At 72.2% G+C, this 17,471-nt stretch carries 16 protein-coding genes; 7 read left to right on the top strand and 9 right to left on the bottom strand.

The window, feature by feature from the left end; translation table 11 throughout:
* Positions 1-100: 100 nt before the first annotated feature.
* Positions 101-724: a single-stranded DNA-binding protein gene (locus G7072_RS17815; RefSeq protein ID WP_166088755.1), complete on the bottom strand. Its 624-nt coding sequence runs from the start codon at positions 722-724 to the stop codon at positions 101-103.
* A gap of 119 nt (positions 725-843) precedes the next feature.
* Positions 844-1,134 carry a 30S ribosomal protein S6 gene (gene rpsF / locus G7072_RS17810; protein ID WP_166088752.1) on the bottom strand — a complete coding sequence of 97 codons (291 nt, stop codon included), beginning with the start codon at positions 1,132-1,134 and terminating at the stop codon, positions 844-846.
* 232 nt (positions 1,135-1,366) lie between these two features.
* Here rpsF and G7072_RS17805 point away from each other — a divergent pair, with 232 nt between their 5' ends.
* Positions 1,367-2,203: a deoxyribonuclease IV gene (locus tag G7072_RS17805; protein WP_166088750.1), complete on the top strand. Its 837-nt coding sequence runs from the start codon at positions 1,367-1,369 to the stop codon at positions 2,201-2,203.
* A 175-nt stretch (positions 2,204-2,378) separates the two neighbouring features.
* Here G7072_RS17805 and G7072_RS17800 read toward each other — a convergent pair whose 3' ends face one another.
* From G7072_RS17800 to G7072_RS17790, 3 genes are all read right to left on the bottom strand, one after another.
* A complete protein-coding gene (locus G7072_RS17800) occupies positions 2,379-2,906 on the bottom strand; it encodes a hypothetical protein (protein WP_166088747.1) in 528 nt (175 codons plus the stop codon).
* Complete coding sequence (locus G7072_RS17795) at positions 2,906-3,337, bottom strand: type IV toxin-antitoxin system AbiEi family antitoxin domain-containing protein (protein WP_166088745.1); 432 nt, start codon at positions 3,335-3,337, stop codon at positions 2,906-2,908. Before G7072_RS17795 ends, G7072_RS17800 begins: the two co-directional genes overlap by 1 nt.
* A 274-nt stretch (positions 3,338-3,611) precedes the next feature.
* A complete protein-coding gene (locus tag G7072_RS17790) occupies positions 3,612-4,376 on the bottom strand; it encodes a hypothetical protein (RefSeq protein WP_166088743.1) in 765 nt (254 codons plus the stop codon).
* 109 nt (positions 4,377-4,485) lie between these two features.
* Between G7072_RS17790 and G7072_RS17785 the strand changes: the two genes are divergently transcribed.
* Positions 4,486-5,634, top strand: coding sequence for a peptidoglycan bridge formation glycyltransferase FemA/FemB family protein (locus tag G7072_RS17785; RefSeq protein WP_166088741.1), 1,149 nt, complete (start codon positions 4,486-4,488; stop codon positions 5,632-5,634).
* 5 nt (positions 5,635-5,639) lie between these two features.
* Positions 5,640-6,677 carry an alanine racemase gene (locus tag G7072_RS17780; RefSeq protein ID WP_166088739.1) on the top strand — a complete coding sequence of 346 codons (1,038 nt, stop codon included), beginning with the start codon at positions 5,640-5,642 and terminating at the stop codon, positions 6,675-6,677.
* On the opposite strand, the gene G7072_RS17775 is transcribed toward G7072_RS17780, so the two are convergent.
* Together G7072_RS17775 and G7072_RS17770 are read right to left on the bottom strand one after the other, a co-directional pair.
* Positions 6,640-8,112, bottom strand: coding sequence for a glycosyltransferase 87 family protein (locus G7072_RS17775; RefSeq protein ID WP_166088737.1), 1,473 nt, complete (start codon positions 8,110-8,112; stop codon positions 6,640-6,642). The genes G7072_RS17780 and G7072_RS17775 overlap by 38 nt on opposite strands.
* A 30-nt stretch (positions 8,113-8,142) precedes the next feature.
* A complete protein-coding gene (locus G7072_RS17770) occupies positions 8,143-10,404 on the bottom strand; it encodes a transglycosylase domain-containing protein (protein ID WP_166088735.1) in 2,262 nt (753 codons plus the stop codon).
* Between the two features lie 195 nt (positions 10,405-10,599).
* Here G7072_RS17770 and G7072_RS17765 point away from each other — a divergent pair, with 195 nt between their 5' ends.
* The 3 genes from G7072_RS17765 (at position 10,600) to G7072_RS17755 (ending at position 13,486) form a co-directional block, all read left to right on the top strand.
* Complete coding sequence (locus G7072_RS17765) at positions 10,600-11,199, top strand: helix-turn-helix transcriptional regulator (RefSeq protein ID WP_166088733.1); 600 nt, start codon at positions 10,600-10,602, stop codon at positions 11,197-11,199.
* Between the two features lie 93 nt (positions 11,200-11,292).
* Positions 11,293-12,384, top strand: a complete 1,092-nt coding sequence (locus G7072_RS17760; RefSeq protein ID WP_166088731.1) for an inositol-3-phosphate synthase — start codon at positions 11,293-11,295, stop codon at positions 12,382-12,384.
* Positions 12,385-12,520: 136 nt separating this feature from the next.
* A complete protein-coding gene (locus G7072_RS17755) occupies positions 12,521-13,486 on the top strand; it encodes a hypothetical protein (RefSeq protein WP_166083606.1) in 966 nt (321 codons plus the stop codon).
* 114 nt (positions 13,487-13,600) lie between these two features.
* On the opposite strand, the gene G7072_RS17750 is transcribed toward G7072_RS17755, so the two are convergent.
* On the bottom strand, positions 13,601-15,235 hold the full coding sequence (locus tag G7072_RS17750; RefSeq protein WP_166083604.1) for a hypothetical protein: 1,635 nt from the start codon (positions 15,233-15,235) through the stop codon (positions 13,601-13,603).
* Positions 15,236-15,356: 121 nt separating this feature from the next.
* On the opposite strand from G7072_RS17750, the gene G7072_RS17745 reads away from it, so the two are divergent.
* Positions 15,357-16,766 (top strand): MFS transporter, encoded by a 1,410-nt coding sequence (locus tag G7072_RS17745; RefSeq protein ID WP_240917031.1) that lies wholly within the window; start codon positions 15,357-15,359, stop codon positions 16,764-16,766.
* Here the strand turns inward: G7072_RS17745 and G7072_RS17740 are convergent.
* Positions 16,756-17,469, bottom strand: coding sequence for an AIM24 family protein (locus tag G7072_RS17740; RefSeq protein ID WP_166088727.1), 714 nt, complete (start codon positions 17,467-17,469; stop codon positions 16,756-16,758). The two genes, G7072_RS17745 and G7072_RS17740, sit on opposite strands and share 11 nt — an antisense overlap.
* Positions 17,470-17,471: the final 2 nt, after the last annotated feature.

Raw genomic sequence — 17,471 nt, 5'->3', positions numbered from 1 at the left:
GTGGTGCTCCTTCTCGAGCCCGGGCGGCCCTCTGCGGGGTTGGCCCGGAATGGTTGCTGGTCTGGTGGTCACCGCACCCGGTCAGGGGCACGGAGGTGGATCAGAAGGGGGGCTCCTCCGAGGAGTTGCCGCCCGGGGTCGCCCAGGGGTCGTTGTTCTGGCCGGGGGTGTTCCATCCACCCTGGCCGCCCTGGCCACCCTGGCCGCCGCCCTGGGGCGCGGACTGCGGAGCCGACTGGCCGCCGCCGTACCCGCCCGGGGCGCCGCCCTGGGGAGCGGACTGACCGCCGCCACCCTGGTTGGACCACGGGTCGTCGCCGCCGGCGCCACCGCCGCTGTAGCCGCCGCCGCCACCCTGACGGGTGGTCCGGGAGACCTTCGCGGTGGCGTACTTCAGGCTGGGCCCGATCTCCTGCACGTCGACCTCGAAGACCGTGCGCTTCTCACCCTCGCGGGTCTCGTAGCTGCGGGCCTTCAGGTTCCCCTGCACGACGACGCGCGAGCCCTTGGTGAGGGACTCCGCGACGTTCTCCGCCGCCTGGCGCCACACCGAGCAGTTGAGGAACAGCGCTTCGCCGTCCTTCCACTCGTTGGTCTGGCGGTCGAAGTTGCGCGGGGTCGACGCGACGGTGAAGTTCGCGACGGCCGCACCCGAGGGGGTGAAGCGCAGCTCCGGGTCAGCGGTGAGGTTGCCGACGACGGTGATCGGGGTTTCGCCTGCCATTGGATGACTCCCTTGTCTGGGGCTCGCGGCCCCGGTGGTGCTCGGTCCGGTTCGTGTGCGCCTCATAGAACCTCATGGCGGCGACAGTTACGAGACCGTGCGGGCGATCGGTGGAACGATCAGTGCACGTCGGGGCGGATCACCTTGGTGCGCAGCACCGACTCGTTCAGCGTGAGCTGACGGTCGAGCTCCTTCACCGTGGCCGGCTCGGCCTGCAGGTCGACGACGGCGTAGATGCCCTCGGCGTTCTTGTCGATCTCGTAAGCGAGTCGTCGCTTGCCCCACACGTCGACGTTCACGACCTCGCCACCGTCCTGACGGACGACGTTGAGGTAGGTGTCGAGAGACGGGGCGACGGTGCGCTCGTCGAGGCTGGGGTCGAGGATGACCATCACTTCATAGGCACGCAAAGCAGTCTCCACCTCCTTCGGACTGGCGGCCACGGTCGTTCCGCGGCAGGAGGGCTGTTGCGTCGGCGCACGTCCCGCGATGCGGAAGCAGTACGCCGTCCCGGCTGGTCGGCCACCGTCGGTGGCGACCGGGATCAACCGGACACGGCAATCTACCAGCGGCCCGGCCGTTCCCCGAAATCGAGCGACGACCGCTTCCCGTGGTGTCCGTGCCGGGTCCTAGCCTGGGGCGATGAGCCAGGCCACGCCCACCCCCACCCCTCCCGTCACCGCCGACACCCTGCGGATCGGCGCCCACGTCGACCAGACCGACCCGGTCGCGGAGGCGAAAGCGCGCGGGACGTCGCTGGTGCAGTTCTTCCTCGGCGACCCGCAGAGCTACAAGGGCCCCGAGATCCGGTACGCCGACGGGGCGGCCGCGCTCAAGGCCGACGCGGAGGCCGCCGGGGTGGACCTCTACGTCCACGCCCCCTACATCGTCAACGTCGCGACGACGAACAACCGGATCCGCATCCCCTCGCGCAAGCTGCTCCAGCAGCACATGGACGCCGCGGCCGAGATCGGCGCGAAGGGGCTGATCGTCCACGGCGGGCACGTCAACAAGACCGACGACCCCGAGAAGGGCTTCGACAACTGGCGCAAGGCGATCGAGGCGACCGACCTCAAGATCCCCCTGCTCATCGAGAACACCGCCGGCGGCGACAACGCGATGGCCCGGCACGCCGAGCGCATCGGGCGGGTCTTCGAGGCCGTGCACGCGGCCGAGGGCGCCGACATGGTCGGCTTCTGCCTCGACACCTGCCACGCGCACGCCGGCGGGATCGCGCTCGACACCGCCGTGCAGCAGCTGCTGTCGCTGACCGGCCGCATCGACCTGATCCACGCCAACGACAGCCGGGACGCCTTCGACTCCGGCGCTGACCGTCACACCAGCTTCGGCGCCGGCCACGTCGACCACGACGCCTTCGTCGAGCTGATCCGTGCCGCCGGGGCCCCCGTCATCGCGGAGACCCCGGGCGGCCCGGAGGAGCACCAGGCCGACTTCGACTGGCTGCGCTCCCGCCTCTGACCTGCGTGCAACTCGACGAGTGCCGGTTTCCCACGGGATGCAGGAGTTCTGGCACTCCCCATGGCGTCCAGACCACGGGAAGTGCCGGGATGTCGTGGGGAGTGCCGCCGCTTCGCGCGCAGCAACCTGCTCCGGCACCTGACGCACCACGAGCCGGCGTACGACGGTCCCGCGGTCAGGCAGCGAGCGCGGCCCGCAGCAGGCCGGCAACACGCTCCGGGCGCTCGAGGTCGCCCCAGGTCAGCCTGATCACACGCCAGCCCGTGACTCTGCGCAGTGCATCCTCGCGCCGCTTCTCCCGGAAGACCGCGTCTCCAGGCGACTCGCCCGGTCGCAGGTGCTTCAGGTACTTCTCCTTGCCGTCGAACTCGACGATCAGGCCGAGGTCCGGCCAGACGAAGTCGCTGATGCCGATCAGCACTCCGTCGGACGTGACCTCGTACTGCAGCTGGGGCGCGGGCAACCCCCAGCGCCAGAAGAGGTAGCGGCATCGCGACTCGGCGACCGAGCCGCTGCGACCGTCGGCCATGCGGACCACCAGCTGCAGGTGCCGGCAACCGGGCCAGGACTGCATCAGCTCGAGCTGGGAGGCAAGCCTCTCGGCGTCGTACAGACGTCTGTTGAGGCCGGCGTCGACAACGGCCAGGCCTTGCTCGACGGTGAGCAGCGACGCCGACTCGAGGACGGCGCGCACGGGTGCCATCACGGCGACGCCATCGACCTCGCAGACGTCCGCGGCGACGACGAAGCCCTCGCGGTGTTGCAGATCGCCTTCCTTGCGACCTGCGCCCCGTCTCGGCGCGTCAGCTGGACTCGCTCGAGATCGGCACCCCAGACGGGCAGTCGGTGCATCAGGCACGCACTGTGGTGACTCACCACCACACGCTGCCCCAGCACCCTCATCGCCGCGCGGGCCCGGACACGATGGCGCTCCTCGAGGCCCATCACGTCCCAGAGGTCGCGAAACGTGTACGCCCCGTGCCGCACCCGGACCCAGACTCCGGCTCGGAGATGTCGCCGCAGGTCGCGATCGTCGAGGCCGAGCTCGAGCACCTCACGGCGCAGGAACGCGCCGTGCTCGAGCGCCAGCCGCCGGAGCAGGTCGTCGTACACGACGGTGCGCGTGGTCGTCATGCGCTGAGCCTGAGTCACCGGTCTCGTGGCGTACGGCGTCCGCCGTCCCGGTGGGGACAACCCGGCGGTTCACACGCCTGTGGAGAGCAGGGGGCCTCCCGACGCCGGAGCGGTGGTCATCGTCACGTAGCGGTTCCCCGCGACGGCTGACCCTCCTCGCGGCTGACCCTCCCTGCGGCTGGCTCTCCCCACGGTGAACTGGCGCTCCCCGTGCGTCTGGCGCCGTGGGGAGTGCCAGTTCACCTGCATACCGTGAGAAACCGGCAGCCCGGCGCTACTGGGGGGCGGAGGGCTGGAACGTCGACAGGTCGAAGACCTCGTCCGAGGCCGGGGCCTCGAGGTCCAGCTCGGCGTCGAAGTCGGTGAACGTGACCTGGCCGGGCTCGTCGCCCTGGTCGACCTGCACCTGGAGGATGTGGTGCGGGTCCTCGGTGGCCACCCACGAGGTGACGGCGTCGCCCTCGTCGGAGGTGCTCTCGATCGTCACGGCCTCCTGGCCGTCGACGTCCTCGGTGCCACCGACCTCGATCTTCTCGTCGGAGTCGTCGGAGTTGAACTCGTCGAGCAGCGAGTCGAGGTCGCAGATGTCGGCGAAGTCGTCGGCCTCGTCACCGGGGAAGGCGACCCACTTGTCGCCGGCCGCCTCGGTGACCTGGGCCGCGGCCGGGCCGGCGAACTGCTCCCAGAACGCCGCGCTGGGCTTGATCCAGGTCTCGCCGCCGACGCTGAGCAGCTCCAGGCTGGCGTCCTCGCCGAGCGACAGGTCGCCCGCGCAGTCGCCCGCCGTGCTCAGCGCCAGGTCGAGGGAGATCTCCTGGCCGTCGTTGGTGAGCGAGCCCGCCATCCGCAGCGAGGACAGCGCCTTCATGTCCTTCTCCGCCTCGGCGACGATGGTCTCGGGCGACTCCTCCGCGAACGCGGCCGCCTCCTCGGCGGACTGATCGCTGGACTCCCCGGACCCGCCCTCGGAGCCTCCGCCGCACGCGGACAGCAGCAGCAGCGCGCCGAGTCCGGCGGCAGCAGTCGATACGACCTTCATGTGTTCCCCTCCGTCAGTGGTGGCCCGACGGGACAGGGGCCCGTGATCCCACCCACCCATCCCACCACAGCCGCCCCGGGGCCACCGACGTACCAACTAGTCTTCCCCGGTGAGCCGACTCGACGTACGACCCGTGTCCGCCGAGGAGCACCGCGCGTTCATCCGGTCCCGCCGGCACGCCAGCTTCCTGCAGACCCCCGCCTGGGGAGAGGTCAAGAGTGACTGGCGGCGCGAGTCCCTCGGTTGGTACGACGCCACCGGCACGCTCGTGGGGGTGGCACTCGTGCTCTACCGCCAGCTGCCCAAGGTCAAGCGCTACCTGGCCTACCTCCCGGAGGGCCCGGTCGTCGACTGGGACGCCGAGGACCTCGCCGACTGGCTGACGCCGATGACGGCCCACCTCAAGGCGCAGGGCGCGTTCGCGGTCCGCATCGGGCCGCCCGTGGTCACCCGCCGCTGGGACGCCGCCGCGGTCAAGGCCGGGGTCGCCGACGAGGGTGTCCACCGCCTCGGAGAGGTGCCGCCCACCCGCCGCGAGCCCGTCGGCGCACGGGTCCTGGGGCGGTTGCGCGAGCTGGGATGGCAGCAGCAGGTCGCCGAGGGCGGCTTCGCCGCGGGCCAGCCGCAGTACAACTTCCAGGTGCCCCTGCGCACGCCCGAGGGCGAGCAGCGCACCGAGGACGACGTGCTCAAGGCCATGAACCAGCAGTGGCGGCGCAACATCAAGAAGGCCGCGAAGGAGGGCGTCGTCACCCGACGCGTCCCCTCCGCCGAGCTCGACACCGCGCTGCGGCAGTTCCACGTCCTCTACGTCCACACCGCCGAGCGCGACCACTTCACCCCGCGGCCGCTCGGCTACTTCACGACGATGTTCGCCGCCCTGGGCGCCGAGGACCCGGACCGCATAGCGCTCTTCACCGCCGAGCACGAGGGCGACCTCGTCGCGAGCACGATCCTCATCCAGGTGGGCGGCCACGTCTGGTACTCCTACGGCGCGTCCTCCACCGAGAAGCGCGACGTCCGCGGCTCCAACGCCGTGCAGTGGGAGATGATGCGCCACGCGCTGGAGCAGGGCGCGGACGTCTACGACCTGCGCGGCATCACCGACACCCTGGACAGCGACGACAGCCACGTCGGCCTCATCCAGTTCAAGGTCGGCACCGGCGGCGAGGCCGTCGAGCACGTCGGGGAGTGGGACCTCCCCCTCAACCGGGCGCTGTACAAGGCGTTCTCCCTCTACATGGCGCGACGGGGCTGACCGGGATGCTCACCCTCCACGTCGACGAGGCGCGCTGGCGCCGTCACCTCGAGCAGGTCCGCGACGCCGACCCGTCGGTCGTCCCGGTCGCCAAGGGCAACGGCTACGGCCTCGGCCTGGTCCGCCTGGCCGAGACCGCGCAGTCGCTCGGGCTCGACACCCTCGCGGTCGGGACGTACGCCGAGGTGCCGGTCGTCGAGCGCCACTTCGACGGCTCGGTGCTGGTGCTGTCCCCCTGGCGTCCCTTCGAGACCCGCGCCACCTACGACCCGCGCCTCATCCACACCGTCGGCCGCGTCAGCGACGTCGAGGACCTCACGTCCGACCCGTCGCGCGGTCGCCCGCGGGTGGCGCTGGAGCTGCTCACCTCGATGCGCCGCCACGGGTTCACCCCCGCCGAGCTGCGCGCCGCCGCCCCGCTCGTCGACCGGCTCCAGGTCGAGGGCTTCGCCCTGCACCTGCCGATGGACCACGGCTCCCACCTCGGCGAGGTGGAGCGGCTGCTCAACGACATCGTCGCCAGCGGCATCGAGGCCCGCACGGTGTGGATCTCGCACCTCGCGGCCGACGACATGACCCGCCTGCGGTCGTCGTACGGCGACTTCGACGTGCGACCGCGCACCGGAACAGGCCTGTGGCTCGGCGACCGGGGGGCCCTGCGGGTGACGTCCTCGGTGCTCGACGTGCACCCGGTCGAGCGCGGCGACGTCTACGGCTACCGCGGTCGCAGCGCCCCCCGTGCCGGCCACATCCTCGTCGTCTCCGGCGGGACCGCCCACGGCATCGGCCTCGAGGCGCCGACGGGCGGCGCGAGCCTGCGCGACCGTGCGGCCCGGGTCGCCAAGGGCGGCCTGGACGCGGCCGGCTTCGTGCGCTCGCCGTTCACGGTGACCGGCAAGCAGCGGCTCTTCGCGGAGCCGCCGCACATGCAGGCCTCCATGCTCTTCCTGCCGCACGGTGCCGCCGTCCCCGCGATCGGGGACCAGGTCGACGTCCAGGTGCGCTTCACCGCGACGGCGTTCGACCAGACCCTGCTGGGCTGAGACCCCCGTCGGGCGCGACCGCGTCGGGCCCGACCGGGTCCGGCGCGATCGGCTCGGGGGCCACCGGGTCGTGCCACGGCCGCACGATGTCACGCACGATGACCGCCGCCAGGTAGAGCTCGGCCGCCACCCGGATCAGGATCGCGGCGCTGTAGGCCGGGTCCGGTGCGCCGCTGGTGGCCGAGCTGGTGAAGGCACCGAGGTAGAGCCAGACCATGACGAAGTAGACGACCTCGCCGGCCTGCCAGATCATCAGGTCCCGCCACCGCGGCCGGGCCAGCGCCGCCAGCGGCAGCAGCCAGAGGACGTACTGCGGCGAGTAGACCTTGTTGACGAGCAGGAAGCCCAGCACGACGAGGAACGCCAGCTGCTCCGGGCGCGGAGTCCGCCTGGCGGTCAGCCCCAGCACCAGCACGGCCAGGCAGACCAGCCCGAAGACGAGCGTGGAGACGGTGTTGACGGTGCCGACGCCGACGTCCCACCCGTGCTCGCGGGCCACCAGCCACAGCGACCCGAGGTCCGCCCCCCGGTCGGAGTTGAACGACCAGAAGCCGGCCCACCCGTCGACGTGGACGAGCATCGCCGGCAGGTTGCACAGCAACCAGGCCCCGGCTGCCCCGGCGACGTTCAGGCCGAAGCCGCGCAGCTCGCGCCGTCGTAGCGCGACCACGAGGAAGGCGCCGAGCAGGAAGGCCGGGTAGAGCTTCGCGGCCGCCCCCAGCCCGATGAAGACCCCGACGAGCAGCGGCCGCCCGCGGGCGTGGGCCCAGAACGCTCCCGCCACGCAGGCCACCGGGAGCACGTCCCAGTTGACCAGCCCCGTGAGGACGAGCACCGGCGCGGCCACCATGCCCATCGCGTCCCACGGCCGGCGCGGGTGGGCGCCCGCCAGCAGCCAGGTGGCGAGCAGCAGCAGGCCGAGCAGCAGCACGGCGTTCACCGCCACGAAGTCCTGCCGCTCCTGGTCGACCCCGGGCAGCGCCCCGACGGACTCGACGGGCGCGGCCTGGCGGGCGCTCAGGTCGGGGAACCCGTGGACGGCCTGGGTCGCGACGGCGGCGCCGTAGGCCAGGTAGCCGATGAGGACCGGGTACTCCAGGTCGGGGTAGCGACCCTCGGAGTCGGTGAAGGGCACCTCGAGCTCGGCGAACCCGCGCCCGACGTACAGGTAGGGCAGGTCGGAGTAGCACAGCTGCGCGTAGCGGGTGTCCTCGCCGTTCCAGCCGTCGCGGATGCACGGTGCCTTCTGCACGATCGCCAGCACCCAGGCCAGGCAGGCCACCGCGAGCAGCACCCGCAGCGGCGTCCACCAGCGGTGCGGCCGGGCGTGGTCGCCCAGGGGTCCGCCGACGACCTCGCTCGCCGCGCGGGCGACCGGGTCCTCGCGGGTCGGCGCGACGACCCCCCCGGCGCGCGGGTCCGGGGGCGGGGTCACGTCGAGCAGGCTACCGACCCGGCGGACCGGTCACGGCCCGGGCTCGTCGCGGCCCGCGGCCGGTGACTGGCTTGCGTCGCTGCGCGCCCCGCCACCGCCCGGCGGCTCGGCCGGGCTCGGGGACTCGGTGGCCGGGGCCGACTCGCTCGGGGGCGCCGAGGACGGCGGCGCCGTCGTGGCCGGGGCCTCCGAGCTGGGCTCCGGCTCGGGCTCGCGCGACGGCTCCGCCGTCTCGGTCGGCTCGGGCTCGGGCTCGGGCTCCGGCGGGGGCGTGTAGGGCTCGTAGGACTCCACGGTGGCGTCGAGGTAGGCCCGCTCCGGGAACGACAGGATCTCCTCGCCCTCCAGCGCGGCGCCCATCACCGAGGCCCACGTGCGCGCCGGGTACTCGCCGCCGTAGAAGGTGTCGAGGAACCCGTTGAGGGGCTGGTTGCCGTTGCCGCGGGTGTACATCACCGCGGTGGCCAGCTGCGGGGTGTAGCCGACGAACCACGAGGACCGCACGTTGCCGCCGTCGGTGGTGGCCGTGCCGGTCTTGCCGGCGATCGGTCGCCCGATCACGTTGGCGTTGGTGCCGGTGCCGACCGCGGTCACCTGCTGCAGGGCGTACGACGTCTCGGCCGCGACGTCCTCGGGGATCGCCTGCTCCTTGCGGAGCTTGTGCTGGTAGTCCTGGCTCTCCGGCGCCTTGACCGAGGAGACGATGAAGACGTCCTTCGCCGCCCCGCCGTCGGCGATGGTGCCGTAGGCGTTGGCCATGTCGATGGGGCTGACGGTGGCGGAGCCGAGCACGATCGACAGCGTGTCGTCCAGCCCGGGGGCGTCGCGCGGGATGCCCATGTCGACCGCGGTGTCGACGACGTTGTCCACGCCGATCTCGTTGGCCATGTTGACGTAGGCGGTGTTCACCGAGTCGATGGTCGCCTGGAGCAGGCTGATGAAGCCGTACGAGATGCCGCCGCCCTCGCCCTGGTTGCCGAACTCCGTGCCGGCCACCTCCTGCGGCGACGAGCCGTCGAAGTAGGAGTCCAGCGCGTAGCCGTACTCCAGCCCGGCGGCCAGCGCGAACGGCTTGAAGGTCGAGCCGGGCGCCCCGCCGGCCTCGGCCCAGTTGAGCTGGCTCTGCAGGTAGTCCTGGCCGGCGAACATCCCGCGCAGCGCCCCGGTGCGCGGGTCGACCGAGGCGACGGCGACGTGCAGGCCGGGCAGCGCGGGCCGGTTGGCCGCGACGCCCTGGGCGGCGGCCGTCATCGCCTTGCGGGACAGGGTGGTGGTGATCCGGAGCCCGCCGGTGTCGATCTCGGAGTCGCTGTAGCCCAGCCGCGAGAGCTCGTTGCGGACGAGTCGGAGCACGTGGCCGCGCTGGCCGCCGTACTGGCTCTGCTGCTGCACCTCGGGGAACGGCGGCAGCTTGTCGAGGATCGCCTTGCCCGTCACCTTGGCGGGGAGCGTGCCCATCTCCTCCATGCCGTCGAGGACGTAGTCGTAGCGCGCCTTCAGACCCTGGCGCGACTGCTTGCCGTTGGCCGGGTCGTAGCCGTTGGGGCTGTTGATGATGGCGGCCAGCACCGCGGCCTGCCGGACGTCGAGCTCGGAGGAGCTGATGTCGAAGTAGGCCTGGGCGGCGGCCTCGATGCCGTAGGCGCCGCGGCCGAAGTAGATGGTGTTCAGGTAGCCCTCGAGGATCTCGTCCTTGGACTTCTCGCGCTGGATCTTCAGCGACAGGATCGCTTCCTTGGCCTTGCGCGACCAGGTGCGGTCCTGGCTGAGGTAGAGGACCTTGACGTACTGCTGGGTGATCGTCGAGGCGCCCTGGGTGTCGCCGCCCGAGGCGTTGTTGAACGCCGCGCGCAGGATGCCCTTGGGGTCGATGCCGCGGTTGGTCTCGAAGGTCCGGTCCTCGGCGGCGATGACCGCGTCCTGCACGACCTCCGGCACGTCCTCGAGGTCGACGTTCGTGCGGTCCTGCTCGGCGAACTTGCCGAGCACCGTCTTGCCGTCGGCGTAGTAGACGTAGGTGGTCTGGGCCTCGAAGCCCTCGTTGGGGTCCGGGATGTCGGTGGTGGCGTAGGCGAAGGCGAAGAGGCCGAGGCCGATCACGAAGAGCGTCGCGAACGCGATCGCCATCCACTTCACGACGCGGCGCCAGCCACGCGACCACTTCCCGCGCCGCTTGCCGTCCTTCAGCGCGGTGCCGCCCCCGGCGCCCTGCTTGGAGCCCTGACCGGCGCGACCCTTCTCCTCGGCAGCGCGCTGCTGCCAGGGCCAGGGTTCCTTGCGATCGCCGCTCACGGGTCGTTGCTCCTCGGAGGTCGGGGGACAGATCCACCGCCCAGCGTAGGGCGCTCGCGGACGCCGACGAGCCACGTTGGTCCAGGTTCGTCCGATCCGGGCGTGGCCTTGCTCACCGCCGATATATCGATGCGATAGGTTGTTCCGAGACGTGCCGCCGACCGACGGCACCGGTCAGCGGGTGGAGGAGTGGGCGTGGCCAAGCGTGGGGAGACCCTCGAGCTCGCCGTCCTCGGACTGCTCCACGAGAACCCGATGCACGGCTACGAGCTGCGCAAGCAGCTCACCGTGGTGCTGGGCTGGGGCCGGGTGCTGTCCTACGGCTCGCTCTACCCGGCGCTGAAGAAGATGCTGCGCGCCGGCTGGCTGCGTGAGTACGTCGTGCCGCCCGAGCCGGGCGCGCCCAGCTCAACCGGCTCCGCCGGCCCGGTCACCAGCCGTCGGCCGCGCATCACCTACGAGCTCACCCCCGAGGGCTACGCCCGGTTCGCCGCCCTGACCGCCGACTCCGGGCCCTCGTCGTGGGAGGACGACGTCTTCGGCGTCCGCTTCGCCTTCTTCGGCCGCACCGACCGCGAGACCCGGCTGCGCATCCTCGAGGGTCGCCGCACCCGGCTCGAGGAGCGCCTGGAGCGCGTCAAGAAGCAGATCGACCACCTCACCGGCAACGACACCTACACCGCCGAGCTGCAGCGCCACGGGCTCGAGTCGGTCGAGCGCGAGGTGCTCTGGCTCTCGGGCCTCATCGACCGCGAGCGCGACGACCGGCCGCCCGCGCCCGACCCCACCCCCTGATCACCGGACCTCGCACCACCGCACCACCGCACCACTGCACACCAGCACCCGCACCCGCACCAAGACCACCGAGAAACACAACGAAGGAGAACCATGGGTTCCGTACGAGTCGCCATCGTGGGCGTCGGCAACTGCGCGACGTCCCTCGTCCAGGGCGTGGAGTACTACAAGGACGCCGACCCCGAGGCCACGGTGCCCGGGCTGATGCACGTGAAGTTCGGGGACTACCACGTCTCCGACGTCGAGTTCGTCGCGGCGTTCGACGTCGACGCCAAGAAGGTCGGCTTCGACCTCTCCGAGGCCATCGGCGCCTCCGAGAACAACACGATCCGCATCTGCGACGTGCCCCCCACCGGCGTGACGGTGCAGCGCGGGCCGACGCACGACGGCCTCGGCAAGTACTACCGCGAGACCATCGAGGAGTCCGAGGAGCAGCCCGTCGACGTCGTCCAGGTCCTCAAGGACGCCGAGGTCGACGTGCTGGTGTCCTACCTGCCGGTGGGCTCCGAGGACGCCGACAAGTTCTACGCCCAGTGCGCCATCGACGCCGGTGTCGGCTTCGTCAACGCGCTGCCGGTCTTCATCGCCTCCGACCCCGAGTGGGCCGCGAAGTTCGAGGCCGCCGGCGTCCCGATCGTCGGCGACGACATCAAGTCCCAGGTCGGCGCCACCATCACCCACCGCGTGATGGCCAAGCTGTTCGAGGACCGCGGCGTCGCGCTGGACCGCACCTACCAGCTCAACGTGGGCGGCAACATGGACTTCAAGAACATGCTGGAGCGCGAGCGCCTGCAGTCCAAGAAGGTCTCCAAGACGCAGTCGGTCACCTCCAACCTGACCGGCTCGCTGGCCGGCAAGGTCGAGGACAAGAACGTCCACATCGGCCCCTCGGACTACGTGGCCTGGCTGGACGACCGCAAGTGGGCCTACGTCCGCCTCGAGGGCCGCGCGTTCGGCGACGTCCCGCTGAACCTGGAGTACAAGCTCGAGGTCTGGGACTCCCCCAACAGCGCCGGCATCATCATCGACGCGCTGCGCGCCTGCAAGATCGCCAAGGACCGCGGCATCGGCGGTCCGATCCTGTCGGCGTCGACCTACCTGATGAAGTCCCCGCCCGTGCAGATGGCCGACGACCTCGGCCGCCAGCAGGTCGAGGCGTTCATCCGGGGCGACGTCGAGCGCTGACCGCCGCACCACCCCGCACCACCGTCACGAGGCCGTGGACCCACCGGGTCCGCGGCCTCGTCGCGTGCGGCGACACGTGCGCCGCCCGAGGCCGATTGACTGTCAGCCGCACAAGAATGTCGTTAGATTCACGTCCATGAGCCAGAACACGCCCCCGTCGGAACCACCCCCACCCCCGGGAGGGTCTGACTCCCCGCCTCCCCCGCCCCCGGGAGCGCCGCCGCCCCCGCCGCCCCCGGGTCCGCCCGGCGGCTCCGGTGACGGTGGCTGGGGCTCGCCCCCGCCGCCGCCCGGTGGTGGCTGGGGCACACCGCCTCCCCCGCCCGGCGGCCCCGGCGGGTACGGCGGCCCGGGCGGACCGGGTGGGTACGGCGGCCCCGGCGGGTACGGCGGCCCAGGTGGTCCGGGCGGGTACGGCCAGCAGCCGTACAGCGTCGGCAACGCCTTCACCTACGCCTGGGAGAAGTTCAAGGCGAACTGGGGCCCGCTGGTCCTGATCGCCCTGGTCCTGCTGGTGGCCGGCATCGTGGTCAACCTGCTGAGCCAGGCGATCTTCGGCGGCGTGGGCACCGCCACCGTCGACCCCCAGACCGGGCGCATCGAGGGCGGTGGCCTCTTCGGCATCGCGATGATCCTCAGCCTGCTCTCGACCGCGCTGGTCTTCGTGGTCCAGCTGATCATCCAGGCCGGCATCATCAAGGGCGCGCTCGCGCTCAGCCGCAACGAGCCGCTCAGCATCGGCTCCGCCTTCAACGGGATCAACTGGGGCCAGGTGATCCTGGCGGCGATCATCACCGGCGCCATGACCTTCGTCGGTCTGATCCTGTGCATCCTGCCGGGCATCGCGGTCATCTTCCTGACCTCGTTCACCCTGTACTTCGTCATCGACCGCAACATGCCCGCCGTCGAGGCGATCAAGGCCAGCATCAGCATGGTCAAGGACAACATCGGCCAGCTGATCCTGTTCTTCCTCGCCACCTTCGCGGCGTACGTCGCCGGCGTCTGCCTCTGCGGTGTCGGCCTGCTGGCCGCCATCCCGATCGTCGTGCTGGCGCAGGTCTACACGTTCCGCACCCTCAACGGGGACCCGGTGCAGGCCTGACCGGCCTGCTCCCCCAGCTCGACCTGCTCCACCGCGAAGCCCCCGGACCGCTGCCTGAGCGCAGCGGTGCCGGGGGCTTCGTCGTGGGTCGTCGTAGGTCGTCGGGCGCGACTGTCAGGCGCGACCGTCAGGCGGGGCCGTCCCGGGGAACGTCCCGGTCGGCGGCGTCCCCTGCGCCGGGCGTCCCGGGTTGCGCTGGACCGCACTCCCGGCGCGTGCGAGGAGCGCGCGAGCCTGCTGCGGGTCGGCACGACCCGTCGCGAAGGCCAGGACCGCCGCCACGAGCACCGCCACCAGCCAGATCAGCACGGTGGTCTGCAGACCCTCCGGTCCGGCGGCGGCGGTGAAGGCGAGCCGCTCGTTCGCACCGGCGAAGCTCGACTCCAGCGAGCCGGAGGCGTGGACCGACGTCAGCCGCACCAGCAGCGGGACCGCAACGAGCAGCGAGACCAACCAGGCCCCGAGCGCGAGCAGGCCGTGCTCGCGCCGGGCCAGCCTCAGCACGACGTACGTCGCGAGCACCAGCACGCCCACGAGGACCAGCGGGGCGACCCACAGTCCGGGCTCGCTGTCGGTGACCTCGCCCCAGAGCCGGCTGTACTCCCGCTGGGTCGGTGCGTCGGTCGCCTCGGCCACCCCGCCGACGGGGGCGCCCGAGCCGAGCGAGAGCAGCCAGAGTCCACCGTTGGCGAGACCGCCGATGACGAAGGAGGCCGCGGTGCGCGTCCCCTCCCCGGTGACCTCGCCGCCGGTGTCCTCGCCCGCGATCAGGGACAGGAAGCCGATGCCGCCGGCGACGGGGAGCAGCGCGACGACCGTGGCCAGCCCGCCGAGGACGGGGCCGACCAGGGCACGCAGCAGCCCGACCCGTCCGGCGCCGGTGGCCGGCTCGCCCCACGCGGACCGGTGGCTGCTCCGCCGTACGAGGGCCGCCGCCCCCAGCACGGCCAGCAGGACGAGGAAGCCGAGGCCGAAGGCGCCGAGGGCGTCGGCGCCCATGTCCAGGTCGTAGTCGAGCGCCTGCCGTGAGAGCCCCTGGCCCCATCCGCGGCCCAGCTCGTCGTTGTCGGCGGTGAACACCAGCGCGGGCACGGCCAGGCAGACCCCGAAGAGCAGGGCCGCCCGCGCGGCGTCGCCCGCGGCGACCAGGGGTGAGGGGTAGTCGCGGGTCACCCGGCGGAAGACCAGGACCGCCACGACGAGCGCCAGGAGGGTGACGGTGAAGGGGAACACGCCCAGCGCGGCGTCGCCGCTCAGGTCGAAGCTGTCCTCGGCGCTGGTGCTCACCGACACCTTCAGGTCGGCGCCGAAGGCGCCGGTGGCGATCACGGTGGCCAGGGCCAGCGTGTTCGACAGCCCGAAGTCGACCGGCTTGGCCAGCAGCGCCAGCAGCAGGCCGAGCAGCCCGGCCGTGAAGGCGGTCGACACCGCCACCACGGCGGCGCCGACCCAGTTGCCGCGGACCAGCCCGAGCGCGATGTCGGCCGGCGTGACCGGCGTGCGCTGCTCGCCCGGCTGAGCCTGCCCCGTTGCTGGTACCTGCCCGGCCGCCGGCGCCTGACTCGTCGCTGGTGCCTGCCCGGCCGCCGGCGCCTGCCCCGTCGCTGGTCCCTGCGCCGCGCCGCACGCCGGACAGGTCCCCTCCGTCGCCCCGGTCGTCGCCCCGGTCGTCGCCCCGGTCGTCGCCCCGGTCGTCGCCCCGGTCGTCGCCCCGCACGTCGCGCACGTCATCGCGTCGTCCCCCGTCATGTCGCTGCTCCTCGTCCCGGCCGCCCGACCGCCACGCGCGTCGACCGTGCGCACGTCTGTCCAGGTTGTCAGGGTAGGGCCGCATCCGCCCCCGGCGAGGCAGGACCGTCATGATGGCCGGGTGGCGACGACACGGAGGGACCGCGGGGCGCCCGGGGTCCCCGGCGCGGGGCCGGTCGGCAGGACGCCGAGCTCCTGGGCGCACCTGCGGCGGCTGCTGCGCGGGCGCTGGTTCCGCCGGCTCCTCGGCGTCCGCCTGGCGAGCCAGCTCAGCGACGGGGTGCTGCAGGTCGCGCTGACGTCGTACGCGCTCTTCGGCCAGGACCAGACCGACCCGGCCGAGATCGCGGTGGCGCTGGCCGTCGTGCTGCTGCCGTTCTCGCTGCTCGGGCCGTTCGTCGGGGTGTTCCTCGACCGTTGGTCGCGCCGGCAGGTGCTCGTCGTGGCCAACCTGGTGCGGGTGGTGATCGCGGCCGTGCTCGCGGGCATCGTGGCCGCCGACCTGCCCGACGCGGTGTTCTACCTCGTCGTGCTCGTGTGCCTGTCGGTCAACCGGTTCCTGCTGGCCGGGCTGTCGGCCGGGCTGCCGCACACCGTGTCGGGCGACGACCTGCTCACCGCCAACGCGCTCACGCCGACGGCCGGCACCATGGCCTTCCTCGCCGGTCTCGGGGTCGGTGGTCTCGTGACCGGCCTGACGGGCGCGGGCGACGTCGGCGTGCTGCTGCTCGCCGCCCTCCTGTACGGCGTCGCCGGGTCGCTGGCGCTGCGCATCCCCCGGACGCTGCTGGGCCCGGACCGCCCCGGCACCGCCGGCACCGCCGGGACCGGCCTCCCCGGCGACCACCCGGACGCGGCCGCCGCCGACCTGCCGTCGGTGGGGGCGGCGCTGCGGGCGGTGGGGCTCGGGCTCGTCGACGGCCTGCGCCACCTGCGGAGCCGGCGGGACCCCGCCACCGGGCTGGCCCTGATCGCCGGCCAGCGCTACCTGTTCGGGCTCACCGCGGTCCTGCTGCTGCTGTACTTCCGCAACGGCCTCCACCCCGACGACCCCGACGCGGCCTTCGCCGCCCTGGGACGCACCACGCTCGCCGGGGGGGCCGGGTTCCTGTCCGCCGCGCTGCTGACCCCGGTCGTGACCGAGCGGGTCCGGCCGCACCGCTGGATCGTGCTGCTGCTGGCCGGCGCCGCCGCCGTGCAGCTGCTCCCCGCCGTCCGCCTCACCGAGCCGACCCTGCTGGTCGCGTCGTTCGGCGTCGGCCTGGCGGCCCAAGGCATCAAGATCTGCGTCGACACCTTCGTGCAGCGCGACGTCGACGACGCGTTCCGCGGTCGGGTGTTCTCGCTGTACGACGTGCTGTTCAACGTCGCGTTCGTCTCCGCCGCCGTGAGCGCGGTCGTCCTGCTGCCCCGCGACGGACGGGCACCGGTCGCCCTGGCGACCGTCGCCGCCTGCTACCTGGTGCTCGCCGTGGTCTTCGCGCGCGTCACCCGGCAACGCCCGGACGTGCCGGGGCCGGTCAGCCGTTGAGCAGGTTGCCCATGAGGCCGCCGCCCCCGCCACCGGAGCCCTGGGAGGCCTGCGCCACCCACTCCGAGGGCTGCACCACCACGAACCCCGGGCCGTGAAAGGCGAACTGCAGGGCCTCGCCGGTGCCGCCGCGCAGCATCGACTTCATGTTCATGCTGCTGACGACCTGCGGCACGAGGTTGGCCGACCAGGCGACGGCCGCGTTGGTGTCGACGTACGTCGGCTGCTGCGAGCAGTCGAGCACGACCGGCTTGCCGACCGTGCACAGCGCGACGGAGCCCTGGCCGGTCACCACCGTGTTGAAGAGACCGCCCGCCATCACGCCGGCGCCCTTGACCCGGTTGATGTCCCAGCTCATGGCGGCGTCGAAGGCGAGCAGGTTGCGACCGTTGACGCTGATGCCGTCGCCGTCGAGCTCGAGGATGTAGACGTAGCCGGCCTCGTTGGCGAAGAACACCTCGCCCTGGCCGCTGACGCGCATCAGCGGCATGTCCTCCGAGGTCAGCGCCTTCTTGAGCAGCTTGCCCATGCTGCCGGACTTCTCGTGGTCGAAGCGGATCTGGCCCTGGAAGGCGACCATCGCACCCTTGACCGAGAGCACGTCGGGGCCGAGCGAGACGCGCAGGAGCTGCTCGTTCTGGAGCGCGAAGCGGGTCTGCGTCTCGTTCTCCAGGTTGGACTGGGCGAACAGGTCACTCTTCATGG

The sequence above is a fragment of the Nocardioides sp. HDW12B genome (assembly GCF_011299595.1).
Lineage (GTDB): Bacteria > Actinomycetota > Actinomycetes > Propionibacteriales > Nocardioidaceae > Marmoricola_A.
Note: the sequence above shows the minus strand (reverse complement) of the source record. Positions and strands in the feature narration are given on the sequence as shown.

What these genes read in the sequence shown, in the direction of transcription:
- G7072_RS17815 (WP_166088755.1), bottom strand. Translation starts at nt 724, where the DNA reads ATGGCAGGCGAAACCCCGATCACCGTCGTCGGCAACCTCACCGCTGAC.
- G7072_RS17805 (WP_166088750.1), top strand. Translation starts at nt 1,367, where the DNA reads ATGAGCCAGGCCACGCCCACCCCCACCCCTCCCGTCACCGCCGACACC.
- G7072_RS17800 (WP_166088747.1), bottom strand. Translation starts at nt 2,906, where the DNA reads ATGGCACCCGTGCGCGCCGTCCTCGAGTCGGCGTCGCTGCTCACCGTC.
- G7072_RS17795 (WP_166088745.1), bottom strand. Translation starts at nt 3,337, where the DNA reads ATGACGACCACGCGCACCGTCGTGTACGACGACCTGCTCCGGCGGCTG.
- G7072_RS17790 (WP_166088743.1), bottom strand. Translation starts at nt 4,376, where the DNA reads ATGAAGGTCGTATCGACTGCTGCCGCCGGACTCGGCGCGCTGCTGCTG.
- G7072_RS17780 (WP_166088739.1), top strand. Translation starts at nt 5,640, where the DNA reads ATGCTCACCCTCCACGTCGACGAGGCGCGCTGGCGCCGTCACCTCGAG.
- G7072_RS17760 (WP_166088731.1), top strand. Translation starts at nt 11,293, where the DNA reads ATGGGTTCCGTACGAGTCGCCATCGTGGGCGTCGGCAACTGCGCGACG.
- G7072_RS17755 (WP_166083606.1), top strand. Translation starts at nt 12,521, where the DNA reads ATGAGCCAGAACACGCCCCCGTCGGAACCACCCCCACCCCCGGGAGGG.
- G7072_RS17750 (WP_166083604.1), bottom strand. Translation starts at nt 15,235, where the DNA reads ATGACGGGGGACGACGCGATGACGTGCGCGACGTGCGGGGCGACGACC.
- G7072_RS17740 (WP_166088727.1), bottom strand. Translation starts at nt 17,469, where the DNA reads ATGAAGAGTGACCTGTTCGCCCAGTCCAACCTGGAGAACGAGACGCAG.